This window comes from Lactobacillus sp. PV037, from assembly GCF_014522345.1.
Classification (GTDB): Bacteria; Bacillota; Bacilli; order Lactobacillales; family Lactobacillaceae; genus Lactobacillus.
This window is the reverse complement of record NZ_CP041987.1, coordinates 555,857-571,239: the sequence shown is the minus strand read 5'-3', so window position 1 is coordinate 571,239 and position 15,383 is coordinate 555,857. Positions and strand designations below refer to the sequence as shown.

At 34.0% G+C, this 15,383-nt stretch carries 14 protein-coding genes, 1 pseudogene and 1 riboswitch; of the genes and pseudogenes, 1 reads left to right on the top strand and 14 read right to left on the bottom strand.

Translation table 11 applies throughout. The annotated features are described in order from the left end of the window. Window positions 1-181 precede the first annotated feature (181 nt). The 14 genes and pseudogenes from der to FP435_RS03200 form a co-directional block, all read right to left on the bottom strand. Window positions 182-1,489 carry a ribosome biogenesis GTPase Der gene (gene der / locus FP435_RS03265; protein ID WP_265484424.1) on the bottom strand — a complete coding sequence of 436 codons (1,308 nt, stop codon included), beginning with the start codon at window positions 1,487-1,489 and terminating at the stop codon, window positions 182-184. A 71-nt stretch (window positions 1,490-1,560) separates the two neighbouring features. Beyond that, on the bottom strand, window positions 1,561-2,757 hold the full coding sequence (gene rpsA, locus FP435_RS03260) for a 30S ribosomal protein S1 (RefSeq protein WP_265484423.1): 1,197 nt from the start codon (window positions 2,755-2,757) through the stop codon (window positions 1,561-1,563). A gap of 62 nt (window positions 2,758-2,819) precedes the next feature. After that, on the bottom strand, window positions 2,820-3,485 hold the full coding sequence (gene cmk, locus FP435_RS03255) for a (d)CMP kinase (protein ID WP_265484422.1): 666 nt from the start codon (window positions 3,483-3,485) through the stop codon (window positions 2,820-2,822). A gap of 89 nt (window positions 3,486-3,574) precedes the next feature. Further along, complete coding sequence (locus FP435_RS03250; RefSeq protein ID WP_265484421.1) at window positions 3,575-4,156, bottom strand: ECF transporter S component; 582 nt, start codon at window positions 4,154-4,156, stop codon at window positions 3,575-3,577. A gap of 92 nt (window positions 4,157-4,248) precedes the next feature. Then, window positions 4,249-4,362: riboswitch (FMN riboswitch) on the bottom strand. A gap of 62 nt (window positions 4,363-4,424) precedes the next feature. Next, complete coding sequence (locus FP435_RS03245; RefSeq protein ID WP_265484420.1) at window positions 4,425-5,102, bottom strand: LysM peptidoglycan-binding domain-containing protein; 678 nt, start codon at window positions 5,100-5,102, stop codon at window positions 4,425-4,427. Window positions 5,103-5,117: 15 nt separating this feature from the next. Then, a complete protein-coding gene (locus FP435_RS03240; RefSeq protein ID WP_265484419.1) occupies window positions 5,118-5,834 on the bottom strand; it encodes a pseudouridine synthase in 717 nt (238 codons plus the stop codon). 21 nt (window positions 5,835-5,855) lie between these two features. Continuing rightward, window positions 5,856-6,410, bottom strand: a complete 555-nt coding sequence (gene scpB / locus FP435_RS03235; protein WP_265484418.1) for an SMC-Scp complex subunit ScpB — start codon at window positions 6,408-6,410, stop codon at window positions 5,856-5,858. Further along, window positions 6,391-7,140: a segregation and condensation protein A gene (locus tag FP435_RS03230; RefSeq protein WP_265484417.1), complete on the bottom strand. Its 750-nt coding sequence runs from the start codon at window positions 7,138-7,140 to the stop codon at window positions 6,391-6,393. Before FP435_RS03230 ends, scpB begins: the two co-directional genes overlap by 20 nt. Further along, complete coding sequence (locus FP435_RS03225) at window positions 7,133-7,459, bottom strand: reductase (protein ID WP_265484416.1); 327 nt, start codon at window positions 7,457-7,459, stop codon at window positions 7,133-7,135. Before FP435_RS03225 ends, FP435_RS03230 begins: the two co-directional genes overlap by 8 nt. Before the next feature lie 45 nt (window positions 7,460-7,504). Next, complete coding sequence (xerD, locus tag FP435_RS03220) at window positions 7,505-8,395, bottom strand: site-specific tyrosine recombinase XerD (protein ID WP_265484415.1); 891 nt, start codon at window positions 8,393-8,395, stop codon at window positions 7,505-7,507. After that, on the bottom strand, window positions 8,385-9,269 hold the full coding sequence (locus FP435_RS03215; protein ID WP_265484413.1) for a S1 RNA-binding domain-containing protein: 885 nt from the start codon (window positions 9,267-9,269) through the stop codon (window positions 8,385-8,387). The genes xerD and FP435_RS03215 overlap by 11 nt, the downstream gene beginning before the upstream one ends. A gap of 139 nt (window positions 9,270-9,408) precedes the next feature. Continuing rightward, window positions 9,409-10,836, bottom strand: a pseudogene (pyk, locus tag FP435_RS03210) (pyruvate kinase); the annotation flags it as partial. Window positions 10,837-10,872: 36 nt separating this feature from the next. Beyond that, window positions 10,873-11,832, bottom strand: coding sequence for a 6-phosphofructokinase (gene pfkA, locus FP435_RS03205; protein WP_265484411.1), 960 nt, complete (start codon window positions 11,830-11,832; stop codon window positions 10,873-10,875). Window positions 11,833-11,964: 132 nt separating this feature from the next. Further along, window positions 11,965-15,081 (bottom strand): DNA polymerase III subunit alpha, encoded by a 3,117-nt coding sequence (locus tag FP435_RS03200; protein WP_265484409.1) that lies wholly within the window; start codon window positions 15,079-15,081, stop codon window positions 11,965-11,967. Between the two features lie 93 nt (window positions 15,082-15,174). Here FP435_RS03200 and FP435_RS03195 point away from each other — a divergent pair, with 93 nt between their 5' ends. Beyond that, window positions 15,175-15,378 (top strand): YjzD family protein, encoded by a 204-nt coding sequence (locus FP435_RS03195; protein ID WP_265484407.1) that lies wholly within the window; start codon window positions 15,175-15,177, stop codon window positions 15,376-15,378. Window positions 15,379-15,383 lie beyond the last annotated feature (5 nt).

Below are 15,383 nucleotides of genomic sequence, written 5' to 3'. Positions count from 1 at the left end.
ACCTCCTAATTTAAACTTTAAGTAAGATAAAGTTTAAACTTGTCATTCCTGAAAGGAAATGGAAGAATGATGACTACCAATCATTAGCTCCCTGTATTAAAGTTAGCATACCAGCCCTTTAACTACAAGCTTTTTAAGAAATTATCTTATGCATAAAGTTAACATTTTATAGTTTACCATACTATTTGCGCTTTCGAGCCATAATTTTTATTGGTGTACCTACAAAATCAAAGTTTTGTCGCAATTGATTAATTAAAAATCTCTGGTATGAAAAGTGAAGCAATTCTGGCTCATTTACAAACACTACAAATGAAGGTGGATTAGTTGCTACTTGAGTCATATAGTAAATTCTTAAGCGTTTCCCATTTACTAATGGTGTAGGTGTAATTTGGGTAGCTTCAAGAAGTAAATCATTTAAGACACTTGATTGAATGCGACGATTTTGATTGATGTGCACCTCTTTAACAAGGTTTAAAATTTCTGGAACACGTTGTCCTGTTTTGGCAGAAACAAAGATAATTGGAGCGTAATCAAGATACTGAAATTCTCTTCTAATTGTATCTGTAAAATCTTTCATAGTAGTACTATCTTTTTCAGGTACATCCCACTTATTAACTACAATGATAACTCCACGTCCAGCTTCATGGGCATAACCTGCCACATGCTTGTCCTGTTCTCTAATTCCAGTACTGGCATCCAAAACTAGTAAAGCAATATCACTATTTTCAATAGCACTCATTGAACGCATTACAGAATATCTTTCTGTGTTTTCATAAACTTTACCTCGTTTACGAATTCCAGCAGTATCAACAATTGTATACTTTTCACCATTATGCTTAAATGAGGTATCAATAGCATCACGTGTTGTCCCTTCAATATCAGAAACAATTACGCGTTGCTCACCTAAAATCGCATTTACCAAAGAAGACTTCCCAACATTTGGACGTCCAATTACACTAAAACGAATGCTATCATCTTCATGGCGATTAGACTTATCACCAAATTCTCCCACAATTGCATCTAATAAGTCTCCAATACCAGTACCATGACTTCCGGAAATTGGAACTGGATCTCCTAAACCAAGACTATAAAAATCATAAATATCTTGGCGCTGTTCAGGATTATCAGCCTTATTAACTGCTAAAATAATTGGCTTTTTAGTTCGATAGAGCATTTTGGCAATAGTTTCATCCATATCTGTCATATGACTGGTTACATCACCAAGCATGACAATTACATCTGCTTCTTCAATAGCAATTTCAGCTTGAGCTTTAATTTGTTCTTCAATTTCACCTTGCTCTAGTGTAATCCCACCAGTATCGATTAAGATAAATTCGTGTCCCATCCACTCTGCACGAGCATAGATTCTATCTCTGGTTACTCCAGCTTCGTCTTCAACAATTGCTACTCGGGAGTTAATGATTCTATTAAAAAGTGTAGACTTCCCAACATTTGGACGTCCAACAATAGCTACAACTGGTAATCCCATAATTCATTCCTTTCTCTTTACTCACTATACTTTGTTTAATAAAAAAAGCTGACGTAAGCCAGCTTTTTTTATTAATCGTTATCTTTAAGTTGATCACCGATAATATCACCTAAAGCAAAACCGTTATCATTGTTATCGCTCATGTACTTCTCAGTTACAGATTCTTGGCGACGACGTGGACGATCTTCACTCTTAGCGTTTGGATCAGCTTGTTTAATTGATAAAGAAATGCGTCTATCGCTTGGATCGATATTTAAGACCTTAACCTTAACTTTATCTCCAACCTTTAAAACATCACTAGGCTTTTCAACATGTTTGTTTGAAATTTCAGAAACATGAACTAAACCTTGAATACCGTCAGTTACTTCTACAAAAGCACCGAAAGCAGTTAATGTCTTAACTTCACCTTCAATGATGTCACCTTCAGTTAAGCCAGAAGTTGCTTCTTCAAATGGTGATGGCAAAGTTTGCTTAATAGAAAGGGAGATGCGGTGTCTATCGTTATCGATACCAATTACCTTAACTTTAACATCTTGTCCAGCTTTCAATACATCGCTAGGCTTATCGATGTGCTTGTAAGAAATTTCAGAAATGTGAACTAAACCATCCACACCACCGACATCAATAAATGCACCAAAAGCAGTTAAACGAGATACTTTTCCTTCTACAGTGTCACCAACAACTAATTGACTAGCAACATTTTCAAAGGCTTCTTCACGTTCTTTTTCAATTAAGTCTTTTCTTGAAAGAATTAATCTATTCTTGTTTGGATCAATTTCAGTGATCTTTAAGTTCATCTTCTTACCGATGTAAGGTTTCAAATCTGATACGTAACGATTTGAAATAAGTGAAGCTGGTAAGAAACCTCTTGTACCAACATCTACTAACAAACCACCGCGAACAGCACCAGTTACAGTACCTTCAACAGTTTGTCCATCTTCAAATACCTTTTCTAATTCCTTGTAAGCTTCTCTTTCCTTTAAGCGAGTTACAGATAAGAAGAATTCACCGTTTTCCTTATCTCCACCAGCTCTTCTAAGTACTAAAGCTTCAAAGGTATCACCAACTTTTACTAAGTCACGTAAATCTGCGTTACGATCTGCAGTAAATTCACGTTTAGTGATTACACCTTCAACACCGGCATTTTCTACACCAACAACAATTTGACCATCTTCAACATCTAAAACTTCTACGTTAACGATGTTTCCGACTTCAACACCTTGCATTTCTTTTAAAGCATCTAAGAATTGATTACTATTATCTGACATATGTACCTCCCAATATCAAATTCCATTTTAAATGAAATAAGGAATTTTTTCTACTATTTTGTCTAATTTTTTTCGTTTTTTTCAATAAATTTAGTGATTTCAGCTACTACTTCTTCAATTGAAAGATTTGTAGTATCTAATTCTACTGCGTCAGCAGCTTTTTTTAGTGGAGAAATTGCACGATGTGAATCTTTATAATCTCTTACTTCAATGTCATGTTCAATTTCTTCAAGGGGTTGCTCGATACCTTTTTCTTTAAAATCTAAAAAGCGACGCTTAGCACGAGATTCCACGCTTGCAACCAAAAAGATTTTTATATCTGCATTTGGTAAGACGGTAGTTCCAATATCACGCCCATCCATAATTACATTTTCCTTACCAGCCATTTCACGTTGTAGCTCGACCATTTTTTCTCTAATTTTTGGTAAAGCTGAAACTTGAGAAACATTTTCTGTAATTTCTGGTGTTCTGATAGTCAAAGAAACATCTTTACCATCAATGAAAACCTTCTGTTCACCATCTATCTTTTTGAATTCAATTGAGCTTTTGTCAATTAAATCCACAATTTTATCTTCATCTCCGTAATCAACATTATTTTCCTGAGCTAACAAGGTACATACTCTGTACATTGCTCCTGTATCAATGTAGATAAAACCTAGATTATTAGCTACAATTTTTGCAACTGTGCTCTTACCAGCAGATGCTGGCCCATCAATAGCTACTTGCATTAATAAAAAAAGTCCTTTCTCTATCTCTAATTCTAAATTTTACCATATAAATGAATAAAAGGTAGAACTTATTTGTCCTACCTTTATCTCTAATAATGTTTTTTTACAAATTTAACAAACGTTGGTAAAAATGTTCTTGCTAATAGTAATACCACAGCCCCATTAATAAGTCCTTTTAAAATATTAAAAGGAACTACCACTGAAACTACATATTTTAAAATTGTAGAATTCAATTTAAAGCCAATCATTGTAATATACATTGGCATTAAGAAAAAGTAATTAGCTAAGGACATAATCACTGTTAGTGAAATAGTCCCAACAAGAATCCCACCAATTTGGTACCAAAACTTTTCATGATGCTTTTTACTAATGAAATAGATTGGATAAATATAAGCTAGAGTGGCTAAAAACGCAGCAATATCACCAACAAGAGAAATTGGATTAAAGCCTGCAAATATCAAACTTAGCAAAACTTTAATTAAGGTAATCATAAAACCACTTAGTGGCCCTAAGGCCATAGTACTGATTGCAATCAAGGCATCCGAGAGATCGAATTTTAAGTAATCAAATCCTGGCATAAGTGGAAATTCAATCTTCATTACTAGAAACGCTAAAGCTCCTAGCATTGCCCATGTTAGCCATAAATTAAGTCCTTTTCTAGATGACTGCATAATAAAAACTCTCCCTAAATTTAAATTTAAAGTAAGTAGTCTGTTGCTCCAGCCCAGACTTAAATTAGGGAAAGCTTAATTTCTCATAATCAGTCTGTCTTCTTCCATCTAGACTTTACTATCGGTATCAGAATTTCACTGATTCAGCTTAACGCTCGCGGACTTTAACCACCGGTCTGGAATTTCACCATGCCCTGAAGACAACATTTATTACTTTTAATAAGTAGATTATAATCCTAATTATATTTTTTGTAAATATGCAGTATAATTACTGGTTATTTTGTACTTGCGTATCGGTTGTTGAAGTATTTGTAGTAGTACTATTAGTATTATCAGTTGACTTATTGCTCTCAGAAAATCTTTCAGTAGTCTGACTAGAGGTGGCAGCACTTTCTTCTCTAGTATCCTCACTAGAAGAGGTATTTTCAGTATTAGAAGTATAATTATCTGTGTTTTGGTTATTTGAAGTATCTGAAGTTGTAGTAGCTCCTACTTCTTTAATCTTTAAAGTTTGTCCAACTTCAACATCATTCTCACTGGTCAAATTATTTAATCTGATAATTTCTGCCACAGTCGTATTATTTGCCTTAGCAATTTCTGCTAATGTATCGCCTGCTTTTAAAGTATAATAGCCTTCCTTATTTGCTAAAAATTTATTTTTAGTAGTACTCTTTTTCTTTGACTTTTTATGAGAAGTAGTTGAAGTCTTTCTAGTAGATACTTCTTTTTGTGCAAGATTTTGGCTGCTTCCATTTAACTTGGATTCAATAATTGGAATAATAGCAATTAAAATAATTGCTATTATTATGATGCCTGCCCAAAGTTGTGGGTGACCCTTTTTGTTTGGAGTAACTTCTGCATGTTTATTACTAGCTCTTCGAGGGGTAGTAGGACGTTCAAAGTGTTTGTAAGGTCCCTTTTCATTTGTATTCTTATTATTTTCCATTAATTCACCTTAAAATTACTTCATATTTTTTAATTGATGTACTTCTTCACGGGTTAATTCACGATACTCCCCAGAAGTCAGAGACTGGAGCGTTAAGAAAGCATACTTTTCTCGTGACAATTTATCTACTAAATGACCAACTGCCTGAAACATCCTTTTAACTTGGTGATAATGACCTTCATGAATCGTTAATTGAACAATTTGGTACTTTTTATTTGCATCGGTCCGTAAAATTTTCAACTTGGCAGGAGCTGTTTTCTTACCATCAATCTTAACTCCATGAGTAAGTGAATAAATTTCCTCTGGAGTTAAAATACCTTTTATTTTTGCGACATACACTTTAGGTACTTCATGGCGGGGATGCATCAAGCGATTGGCTAATTCGCCATCATTAGTCATTAATAATAATCCAGAAGTATCATAATCTAAGCGTCCTACTGGATACAAGCGATAAGGCACGTCTTCAAAGAAATCAACCACGGTCTTTCTTCCCTTATCATCACTTGCTGAGGATATAACCCCACGGGGTTTATAAAACAGATAAGTGTGCAAACTTTCGCTTTCAATTGGAACACCATCAACTTCTATTTTATCACTTGGTTCTACCTTTGTTCCTAATTCTGTAACAACTTTTCCGTTTACTTTAACTACTCCGGCTGTAATTAGCTTTTCTGCTTTTCTACGTGATGCTACCCCTGCTTGGGCAATTACTTTCTGTAGTCTTTCTGCCATGTTAACCCTCTTTTCTATGAATTATGCTTCGTCAAAATTTGGCTTATCAAACAAATCAATTGCTTCATTCTCTTCAAATTTTTCAATTACTGGTAGCTCTGTTAAATCTTTGTAGCCAAAATACTCTAAAAAATAATCTGTTGTCCCATATAGATTAGGCCGACCAGTTACATCTTTTTTTCCAGTTACCTTAATTAAACCACGCCAAATCAAAGTCTGAAGTGCTGCAGAGGAATTTACTCCCCTTAATTCGTCTATTTCAATACGAGTTATTGGTTGCCGATAAGCAATAATTGCTAAAATTTCTAGTGCTGATTGACTTAAATGTTTATTAACATCTTTTTGAAAATAGTTTTCAACTATTTCGCTATATTCTGCTGCATTAGTCATTTTATAACTATCTGCAATTTCAATTATCTGCAATCCTGTTTTTTGCAAAGCTGACTTTAACTCTTCAACATCTTGAGTCAATTCTTTTGAATTCTGGCCAAGCAATTCCTCTAAGGTTGCCTTAGATAATCCTGCATCCCCTGCCACATATAATAATGCTTCTAACTTAGCTGCTTGTTTTTTCACCTTCGGCTCTCCGCTCTATTCTAATATCACCAAAATCTGCAGTTTGACTAACAACAATTTGATGATTTTTTTCTAGTTCTAGTATACTCAAAAATAGACTTACTACTTCATCAATCCTTGTAAAATTACTAACTAAACTAAAAAAGCTCAACACGTTTTTTTGATTTAACTGTTCACTTAATTGTGCAGTCATTTCTTCAATTGAAACTTCTGCAATTTCAATTTTTCGTTCAATTGGATTCTTTAATTTAAAACGATGCAAAACATTTTTAAAAGCATACACTAAATCACTTTCTTTCATTTCACCTAAAGGAAGTGGTACTACTTCTACTTCAGGAGCACTAGAAGGCTCTTTAGCTAGTAGCACAGGAGATTGCTCTCCTTTTTCTTTTAAATATTCTGACACTCTTTTAAAAACAGAATATTGGATTAATTGCTCTACTAATTCAGTTCTTGGATCTTCATCTTGTTCTTCAATTTCAACAAAGTCATTTTTGGGTAATAAATACTGAGATTTAATACGCAAAAGTGTTGAAGCCATTACAAAATATTCTCCTGCAATTTGCAAATCCAGTTTTTGCCAATAATTAAGATGATCTAAGTATTGCTTAGTAATTTGAGCAATTGGAATATCATAGATGTCTATTTCCTGCGATTTAATTAAATGTAGTAATAAATCTAATGGCCCAGAAAAATTAGGCAAATTTAAAGTTAAGTCATTTTTATTCAACTGTATTTCCTCTTCTTAAAAATGGTAACAGGAATGTATAGCTAGGAAAAACAGTAATGTTTTCCTTAGGATAGAGTTGTTTTAACTCTGTCATCATTTCCTGACGTGTCTGATTGTTACGGAACCCTGGATCTAGAGAAACATAACGAATGACTAAGCAATCTGGCCCTTCCTGCAAGCTAATAATTCCTCGTACATGTTGACCACCACTTCTAAAAAGTAAAACTTCAAATTGATTGTCTTGTTCATTATAAAGTTTCAATTCTTCTTTTAAATTGGTTAAATTTTTAAAATCAGGCAAGTAAGATAAATAGCCCATCACTACTTTTTCGAACTCTTTTTTATATTTACTTAACATAGGTATTTAAATACGTGGATGCGTATTTTTATAAACCTCCAAAATATGATGTTGGGTTAAATTAGTATAAATTTGTGTTGTGCCAATGTCACTGTGACCTAAAATTTCCTGCACAACTCTTAAATCTGCTCCGTTTTCAAGTAAGTGAGTGGCAAACGTATGGCGGAGTGTGTGCGGAGTTACCTTCTTTTGAATCCCTGCTAATTGGCAATACTTTTTAATCAATTGCCAAACAGCTTGACGCGTCATTGGTTTACCACGTGCATTTAAAAAAATCTTATCACTCCAGACGCCAGTTTTTAAAAGTTGTTCTTCTCGCACTTTAGTATTATATTTATCGATCCAGCTAAGTGCTACTTCAGTAATAGGAATAAGACGTTGTTTGCTTCCTTTCCCAATAACTTTCACTAAATGCAACTCTTCGTGTAAATCGTCCTGTTCTAAATTTAAGAGCTCACTTACACGCATGCCAGTAGCATATAGTGTTTCTAAAATAGCTCGATCTCGAATTCCTAATTTTTTATTGATGTCTGGCATTTGAAGTAATTTATCAACTTCTGCTGCTGTTAAGGCAACAGGCAAGCGGTGCTCTTTTTTAGGTGAGTCAATTTTTAAAATTGGATCTATTTGAATAAGGTCTTTTCTGACTAACCACTGATAAAATCTTCTTAAGCTCGAAAGCAAACGTGCAATAGAAGCAGTTGCTTTACCTTGATCTTTTTCCTGGGCTAAAAAATGGTTTAATTGGTCCACACTTACTTCCCAGCTAGTAATATTGTGCTTATTTAAAAAATTAAGATATTCAATTAAATCTAGCCGATAAGATTCTACTGTATTTTCACTCAGACCTCGCTCAATTTGAGCGTATCGTAAATAATCTGCTATATTATCCTTCATTTTCATTATTTTCTACTAATGAAATTGTTCCAGCATCTTTATCTTCAGTGATTAAATTATCTTTCAATAACTTACCCAAAGCACGTTTAAAAGCAGATTTTGAAATTCCAAAATGTGTTTTAATCTCTTGAGCATCACTTTTATCATAAAAAGGCAAAGTCTTAGTTTGTTGACGTCTTAAACTCATTAAAATCATTTGAGCATCATCATCAATTTCCTCAAAACTTCTAGGTAAAACACTTAAATTCAGGCGACCATATTGGCTGACACCAATTACACGTGCTTTAATTTTTTCACCTAAACGTAATGGTCGATAAGTTTCTGAATTATGAACAAATGCCAAATAATACTGATCGGTTAATACAAATGAACCAACTTCGTAATTACGATATACAGTACCATTTATATTTTTATTTTCTAAATGGCTAGGGAAATTAGCAGCCAACTGTTCAAAAACATTTTCTTCTGCCATTTTTGCCCATACTCGATTTTTATCATCTGTTTCAAGTCGAACTAATAAGCGATCATCACGCTTGGGCCATTGATTTTTATCTAAAGGAAGGTCATCTAAAGAAATAACCATATCTTTATCATTTAGTCCAATGTCTATGAAAACGCCTAGATCCTTTCTTACTTCTGTTACAGTTCCCCATCCATATTGATCTTGCTGAGCAAAAGGATAAAACTGTGTCATTTCTTTCTTTTTATCTTTATTTTCATAGATAAAACCTTGAACCATATCACCTAATTTAATGGGATCTTCTTGGGTTATTTCAATTTTCTTAAGTTCAAAAGTTACCCCATCTACTTGTACATAATAAGATTCTTCATTTTCATCAGTAACTTTACCCTTAGTAATTTCACCTAATCTCATCTTGAACCCCTATTTCTTATAAAATAATTTCTTTTAACTTTAATTCTAGTATAAAGTAAAGATAAAAGAAATAAAAATAAAATAGCCAGTAAGAACTGGCTATTTTATAAAATGATTTAATTATTAAGTTAAATTATTTAACTTTTCTGATAGTCATTAAGTTAGTCTTACCAGTTTCACCTAATGGTAAACCAGCAACGATAATGATATCATCGCCAACTTCTGCTAAGCCGTTTTCTTTAGCTAACTTCATAGCTTCTTCAAGGGCATTATCAGTGTTTGATGGCTTATCAGCAAGAACAGGCTTTACACCCCATACAACAGTTAATGAGTGTTCAATCTTTTCGTCAAATGTCATAGCAAGGATGTTAGCATTTGGACGGTACTTAGAAATCATACGTGCAGTGTAACCTGAAGCAGTAATAGTAACAATAGTCTTAATACCTAATTCTTCAGCAGTTCTAACAACTGATTCACCAATTGCTTCAGTAATGTTTGAGCCTTGGTATTCTTCGAATCTTTGAAGAGCTAAAGTGTTACGTTCAGCAAGTTGCTTTTCAGTACGCATGTCGATTTCAGCCATAGCCTTAACAGCTTCAACTGGGTAAAGACCGTTTGCTGATTCACCTGAAAGCATAGTAGCATCAGTACCATCTAAAACAGCGTTAGCTACGTCAGTAACTTCGGCACGAGTTGGACGTGGGTTTTCTTGCATTGAATCAAGCATTTGAGTAGCAGTAATAACTGGCTTACCTAATGCATTACATCTTCTAATGATATCTTTTTGTACAAATGGTACGTTCATGAATGGAATTTCAACACCCATGTCACCACGAGCAATCATAATACCATCAGAAACATCCAAGATTTCTTGAAGATTGTCAATACCTTCTTGTGATTCAATCTTAGGGAAGATCTTTACGTATTCACAGTGTGCTTCTTTAAGTAAGGCACGAATGTCTAAAACGTCTTGTGCTTTACGTACAAATGAAGCAGCGATGAAGTTAATACCTTCACTTAAACCAAATTTAATGTCATCAGTATCTTTATCAGTGATTCCTGGGAGGCGAATTTCAACACCTGGTGCGTTAACACCCTTCTTAGAACCAATAAGACCAGTGTTTTGAGCTACACAAACAAGTTCGTGGTTAGCATCATCTTTGTCAGTAATAAGTAAGTCAACTAAACCATCATCGATTAATACGTGACCACCCTTTTTGGTGTCATCGTATAAACCTGGGTAGGTAACGTAGATCTTGTCCTTGTCACCTTCCTTAGTTGCATCCATAGAAATTCTAATGGTATCACCAGTATGAATAGTGAACTTACCATCTTTTTGAGCAGTAGTTCTAATTTCAGCACCCTTAGTATCAAGTAAAATACCAAGTAACATGCCAGTATCCTTTTCAATCTTACGAACCATGTCCATGCGTTCCTTGTGTTCTGCATGGTCACCGTGTGAGAAGTTAAAACGGAAAACATTTGCACCGGCTTGTGCTAATTTGGTAATAGTCTCAACATTATTTGAGGCTGGTCCTAAAGTACTAACAATTTTAGTCTTTTTCATTTGAAAAACTCTCCTGTATAAATAAATAATCAAAAACTATTTGGCTAAGTCTTTGTTTAATGAGTATAACGAGTAATCACCGTGGTGCTTAGCATCAAACAAGTCAAGCATATTGTGTGAACCAAGTTTACCATTTTCGATACCTACGGCTAAGCCACCTTTACCTTCAAGTAATAACTTAACTGCATAAGCACCCATCTTGCTTGCTAAAACGCGATCACGAACAGTTGGACTACCACCACGTTGCATATGTCCTAAAACATTTGCACGTGCATCGAAATCACCATATTTCAAAAGTTCGTCCTTGAATTTTTCGGCGTCCATGACACCTTCAGCCAAAACAACAAGACCGTGCTTTTTACCATTAGCAAATCCTTGCTTCAAGGTTTCAGCGATTTCTTTGATATCATATTTTTCTTCTGGAATTACAATAGCATCTGCACCAGTTGCAACTCCAGCGTGAAGTGCGATATCACCACAATCGCGACCCATAACATTTACAATAAAGACACGTTGGTGACTTGTTGCAGTGTCACGGATCTTATCAATAGCATCCATAGCTGTATTACATGCAGTATCAAAACCAATTGTGTAATCAGTGTATGGAATATCATTATCGATTGAACCTGGAAGACCAATAGCATTATAACCATGTTCGGTTAATCTCAATGCACCGTGGTAAGAGCCATCTCCACCGATAACAACTAAAGCCTCAATACCGTGTTTCTTTAACTGTTCGATTCCCTTAAGCTGAGTTTCTTCTTCAGCAAATTCTGGAAAACGAGCAGAGTAAAGAAACGTACCGCCGCGGCCAATTTTATCCGCAACTGTTTCGGAAGTCATTTGGAAAATATCACCAGCTACAAGACCAGCAAAACCATAATGAATTCCAAAAACTTCAATATCATTTGCCAAAGCTGTACGAGTAACAGCTCTGATAGCAGCGTTCATGCCTGGAGCATCCCCACCACTAGTTAAAATACCAATCCGTTTCATGAATTCACCTCTACGATTTTTCTGAGTTTAATACTCACATCGACTTTATAGTACCATTTTTTTGCTAAACTGTCTTGTCTGTTTAACAAAAAAAATCGGATTTTAAAATGAATTCGTTTTCAAATTCTTTTTTTATTCCTTTACGTTAATTTTTTCGTGTACTTTAATTTTTCGTGCATCTTGTAACAAAAACTGAATTTTATTCGGATCATAGCGATCGTTTTGGGTACTAACTCGTAATAAGTAAATCTTGCCCTCATCCAATTTATCTTTTAACTCTGAATAACTTCTTGGAAAAATAATTATTTCAAATTCACCACTTGTATCTTTAAAAGTAGTAAAAGCCATTTCTTCATCATTTTTGGTTCTTACTTTCTTTAAACTAACCAGTTCTCCAATCGCAATTCCTTGCTGCCGACTAGTAAATTCTCCTAGTTTTTTAGTATTATATTTTTTCTTAGTAAATTGCTGTAAAGTCATTAACATACTAGCAGTAACTGAAAAACCCATTACCTCTTCTTCAAGTTCTGCCCGCTTGTACTGCGAACTTCTGTCTTTATTTTGCTTAACTACCGCATTATACTTAGCATCCGCATAGGAATTTTCTTCTTTAAATTTTACAGTAGAAATTATAGAAGACAGTCTGCTTAACACCTGTAAACGATCAATTTTAAATTCATCAAATGCTCCCGCTTTTACTAAAAGCTCAACTTGATCTTGTCTTAAATATTTTTTATCTATTCTTTGCAAAAAATCTTCCAGCGAATAAATAGACGTTAAGTTTTCAATTTCTTTAATAAAATCTTGGTTTAAATTTTTAATTTCTTTTAACCCTACTCGAATTCCATCTTTTTCAACTGTAAAAGTAGCTGCACTTTTATTAATTGATGGGGGTAAAATTCTAACCCCTTTATCTCGTAAAACTTGCAAATATTTTTTAACCTTTTCGGTATGAGCAAAATTATCATTTAGCAAGACAGTATAAAATTCTTTGGGGTAATTAGTTTTTAAATAAGCCAACCAATAAGCTAATTTTGAATAAGCAACCGCATGAGAACGATTAAAGCCATATCCAGCAAACTGAGCAATATTTTCATAAATTTTTTCAGCTAAATTCTCAGGGTGACCATTTTTCAGTGCTCTTTGAATAAACTTATCTTTTTCGTGAGCAATAATTTCTTTATCTTTTTTTGAAATTGCTCGCCTCAGCAAGTCTGCTTCTCCTAATGAATACCCTGCAAATGCTTGGGCTGTCTTCATTACTTGTTCTTGATACACCCAAATTCCATAAGTAGGTCGTAAAATATTTTCTAAACTTTGATCAGGATAAGTTACTTTTTCATGACGATTTTTTCTTCTAATAAAAGAATCAATATTTTGCATTGGACCAGGACGATAAAGGGCATTGATGGCAACAAGTTCTTCAAAACTAGTCGGCTTTAATTTTCGTAAAACACGTTTAATTCCTGCTGACTCAAACTGAAAAATCGAATCTGTCTCTCCCTTTTGAAAAGTCCTAAAAGTTTTTACATCATTCAAAGGAATCCTTTCCAATTCAATTTTGGTTCCTTCTTGTTGCACCAAAGCTAAAATATTTTCTAAAATCGTTAAGGTTTTTAAGCCCAAAAAATCAATTTTTAATAATCCAAGTTTTTCCACATTCTCTTTTGTTTGTTGCGTAATCGGAATGTCTAAAATTCCTGGTTGTAATCCAACTACTTCATCTAGTCTTTTATCTGAAAGGACAAGCCCTGCTGCATGAATTGAAGTCCTAAGAGGTAGTCCTTCCAAATGCTTAGCAGTCGCAAAGAGTAAATTGTTCATGGGACTAGCATTTACCAAAAATTGTAATCTTTTTGATTGCTGGTAGGCTTTCTCTAACGTCATCTTTCCTTGACCTGAAGGAACGGCTTTAGTCCACTTAGCTATTTCACTTTCATTAAAGCCAAAGACTTTCGCTACTTCTCCTAAAACTTGTTTAGCTGAAAAAGTCACAAAAGTTAAAATTTGGGCTGTATGCTCACGCCCATATTTTTCAGCCATGTATTTAATAATAGTACTTCTTTGCTTATCAGGAATATCTAGGTCAATATCCGGCATCTGCTTTCTCGCTGGATTTAAAAATCTCTCAAAAAGTAAATTGTACTTTATTGGGTCAACACTAGTAATATTTAAAGCATATGAAACTAAGGAGCCAGCTGCAGACCCGCGGCCGGGTCCTGTCAAAATGTTTTTGCTGTGAGCATAGTTGATGGCATCCCACACAATTAAAAAGTAGTCATTAAATCCCATCTCATGGATAATTTTTAATTCATATTCTAGTCTTTGCTGATAATTTCTAGGAATGTGGTTATTAAACTTCTTTGCTAGTCCTTCTTGAACTAAGTTAACTAAATATTCTTGAGAAGTAGAAAATTTATCCTGAGGATATGTTGGAAGCTGCGGTTCTTGAAATTCAATTTCAGCATTTGCTTGCTGTGCTATCTTTTCAGCATTTTTTAATGCTTCCTGTAAATCAAAATTTCGATATCCAATTTCAAGTTTTTGCTCGTCCTTTAAATATTTTTCCCCTCTCTCATTCAAAAGCGATTTAAGATTACTTTTTATTACCTCTCCAACCTTGATATTTTGTAATGCAACTTGCAAAAACTTATCTTGGGGATTTTGGTATTGCACATCTTCTACAGCAACCAAAGGTAACTTAAACTGCTTGCTCATTGTCTTTAGATAATTAATATAATTACTTTCTTCTTTGTCGGCATGAATTCCTAAATATAATTCATTACTTGAATCAAGCAAGCTTGTTAATTTTCTTAAATAGCTTTCTCCTTGATTATCACTTCTATCTGCTAGCTGCACTAATTCACTATCTGCATTAGCAGGTACAATTACAAATAATTCTTTAAATTCCTTAATCACTTCTTCTGCAGCCAAGGTTTTATTTAATTGAATTTTACTAGATAAAGACAAAAGATTTTGATAACCCTTATTACTTTTAGCAATCAAAATTAGATTATAATTCTCACCACTACTGATCAAACCTGTTAGAGTAATTTGCATCCCTAATAAAGGTTTAATACCTTCTTGTTTTGCTAATTTATAAAAATTAACTAATCCATATGTAACATTTAAATCGGTTAAGGCAATACTAGAGTATCCTTTTTGTTTAGCACCTTGCAAAAGAGATTGCACTGTCATTGGACTTTCTAGTAAAGAATAGCTACTAATATTTTGCAAACTCACTACCATTTAATCGCCTCTTTCTCTTTTAAAGTATACCAAAAGTCTTGCCACAAATGATTTTTTTTGCTAAGATGACTAGCGAAAGAGGGAGATCAAACTATGAGATTTATCGTAACAATGGTATGGTCAACTATTTATTGTGAAATCATCGGCTTTATTGCTGCTGCTTTAACTCAAATGGCATTTGACCCAATTCAAGCAGGAATTATCGGACTTATTTTTGGCTTCTTGTTTGCTTTAATTATTCCCGGTATTACCGCTAAAAGTCACAAAGGTAAAAGTAAATTTAGTAAAATGATCTAAAAGAG

Excerpts from the sequence above, each read along its gene's own strand:
- der (WP_265484424.1), bottom strand. The coding sequence starts at position 1,489 with ATGGGATTACCAGTTGTAGCTATTGTTGGACGTCCAAATGTTGGGAAG.
- rpsA (WP_265484423.1), bottom strand. The coding sequence starts at position 2,757 with ATGTCAGATAATAGTAATCAATTCTTAGATGCTTTAAAAGAAATGCAA.
- cmk (WP_265484422.1), bottom strand. The coding sequence starts at position 3,485 with ATGCAAGTAGCTATTGATGGGCCAGCATCTGCTGGTAAGAGCACAGTT.
- FP435_RS03250 (WP_265484421.1), bottom strand. The coding sequence starts at position 4,156 with ATGCAGTCATCTAGAAAAGGACTTAATTTATGGCTAACATGGGCAATG.
- FP435_RS03245 (WP_265484420.1), bottom strand. The coding sequence starts at position 5,102 with ATGGAAAATAATAAGAATACAAATGAAAAGGGACCTTACAAACACTTT.
- FP435_RS03240 (WP_265484419.1), bottom strand. The coding sequence starts at position 5,834 with ATGGCAGAAAGACTACAGAAAGTAATTGCCCAAGCAGGGGTAGCATCA.
- FP435_RS03225 (WP_265484416.1), bottom strand. The coding sequence starts at position 7,459 with ATGGGCTATTTATCTTACTTGCCTGATTTTAAAAATTTAACCAATTTA.
- xerD (WP_265484415.1), bottom strand. The coding sequence starts at position 8,395 with ATGAAGGATAATATAGCAGATTATTTACGATACGCTCAAATTGAGCGA.
- FP435_RS03215 (WP_265484413.1), bottom strand. The coding sequence starts at position 9,269 with ATGAGATTAGGTGAAATTACTAAGGGTAAAGTTACTGATGAAAATGAA.
- pfkA (WP_265484411.1), bottom strand. The coding sequence starts at position 11,832 with ATGAAACGGATTGGTATTTTAACTAGTGGTGGGGATGCTCCAGGCATG.
- FP435_RS03200 (WP_265484409.1), bottom strand. The coding sequence starts at position 15,081 with ATGGTAGTGAGTTTGCAAAATATTAGTAGCTATTCTTTACTAGAAAGT.
- FP435_RS03195 (WP_265484407.1), top strand. The coding sequence starts at position 15,175 with ATGAGATTTATCGTAACAATGGTATGGTCAACTATTTATTGTGAAATC.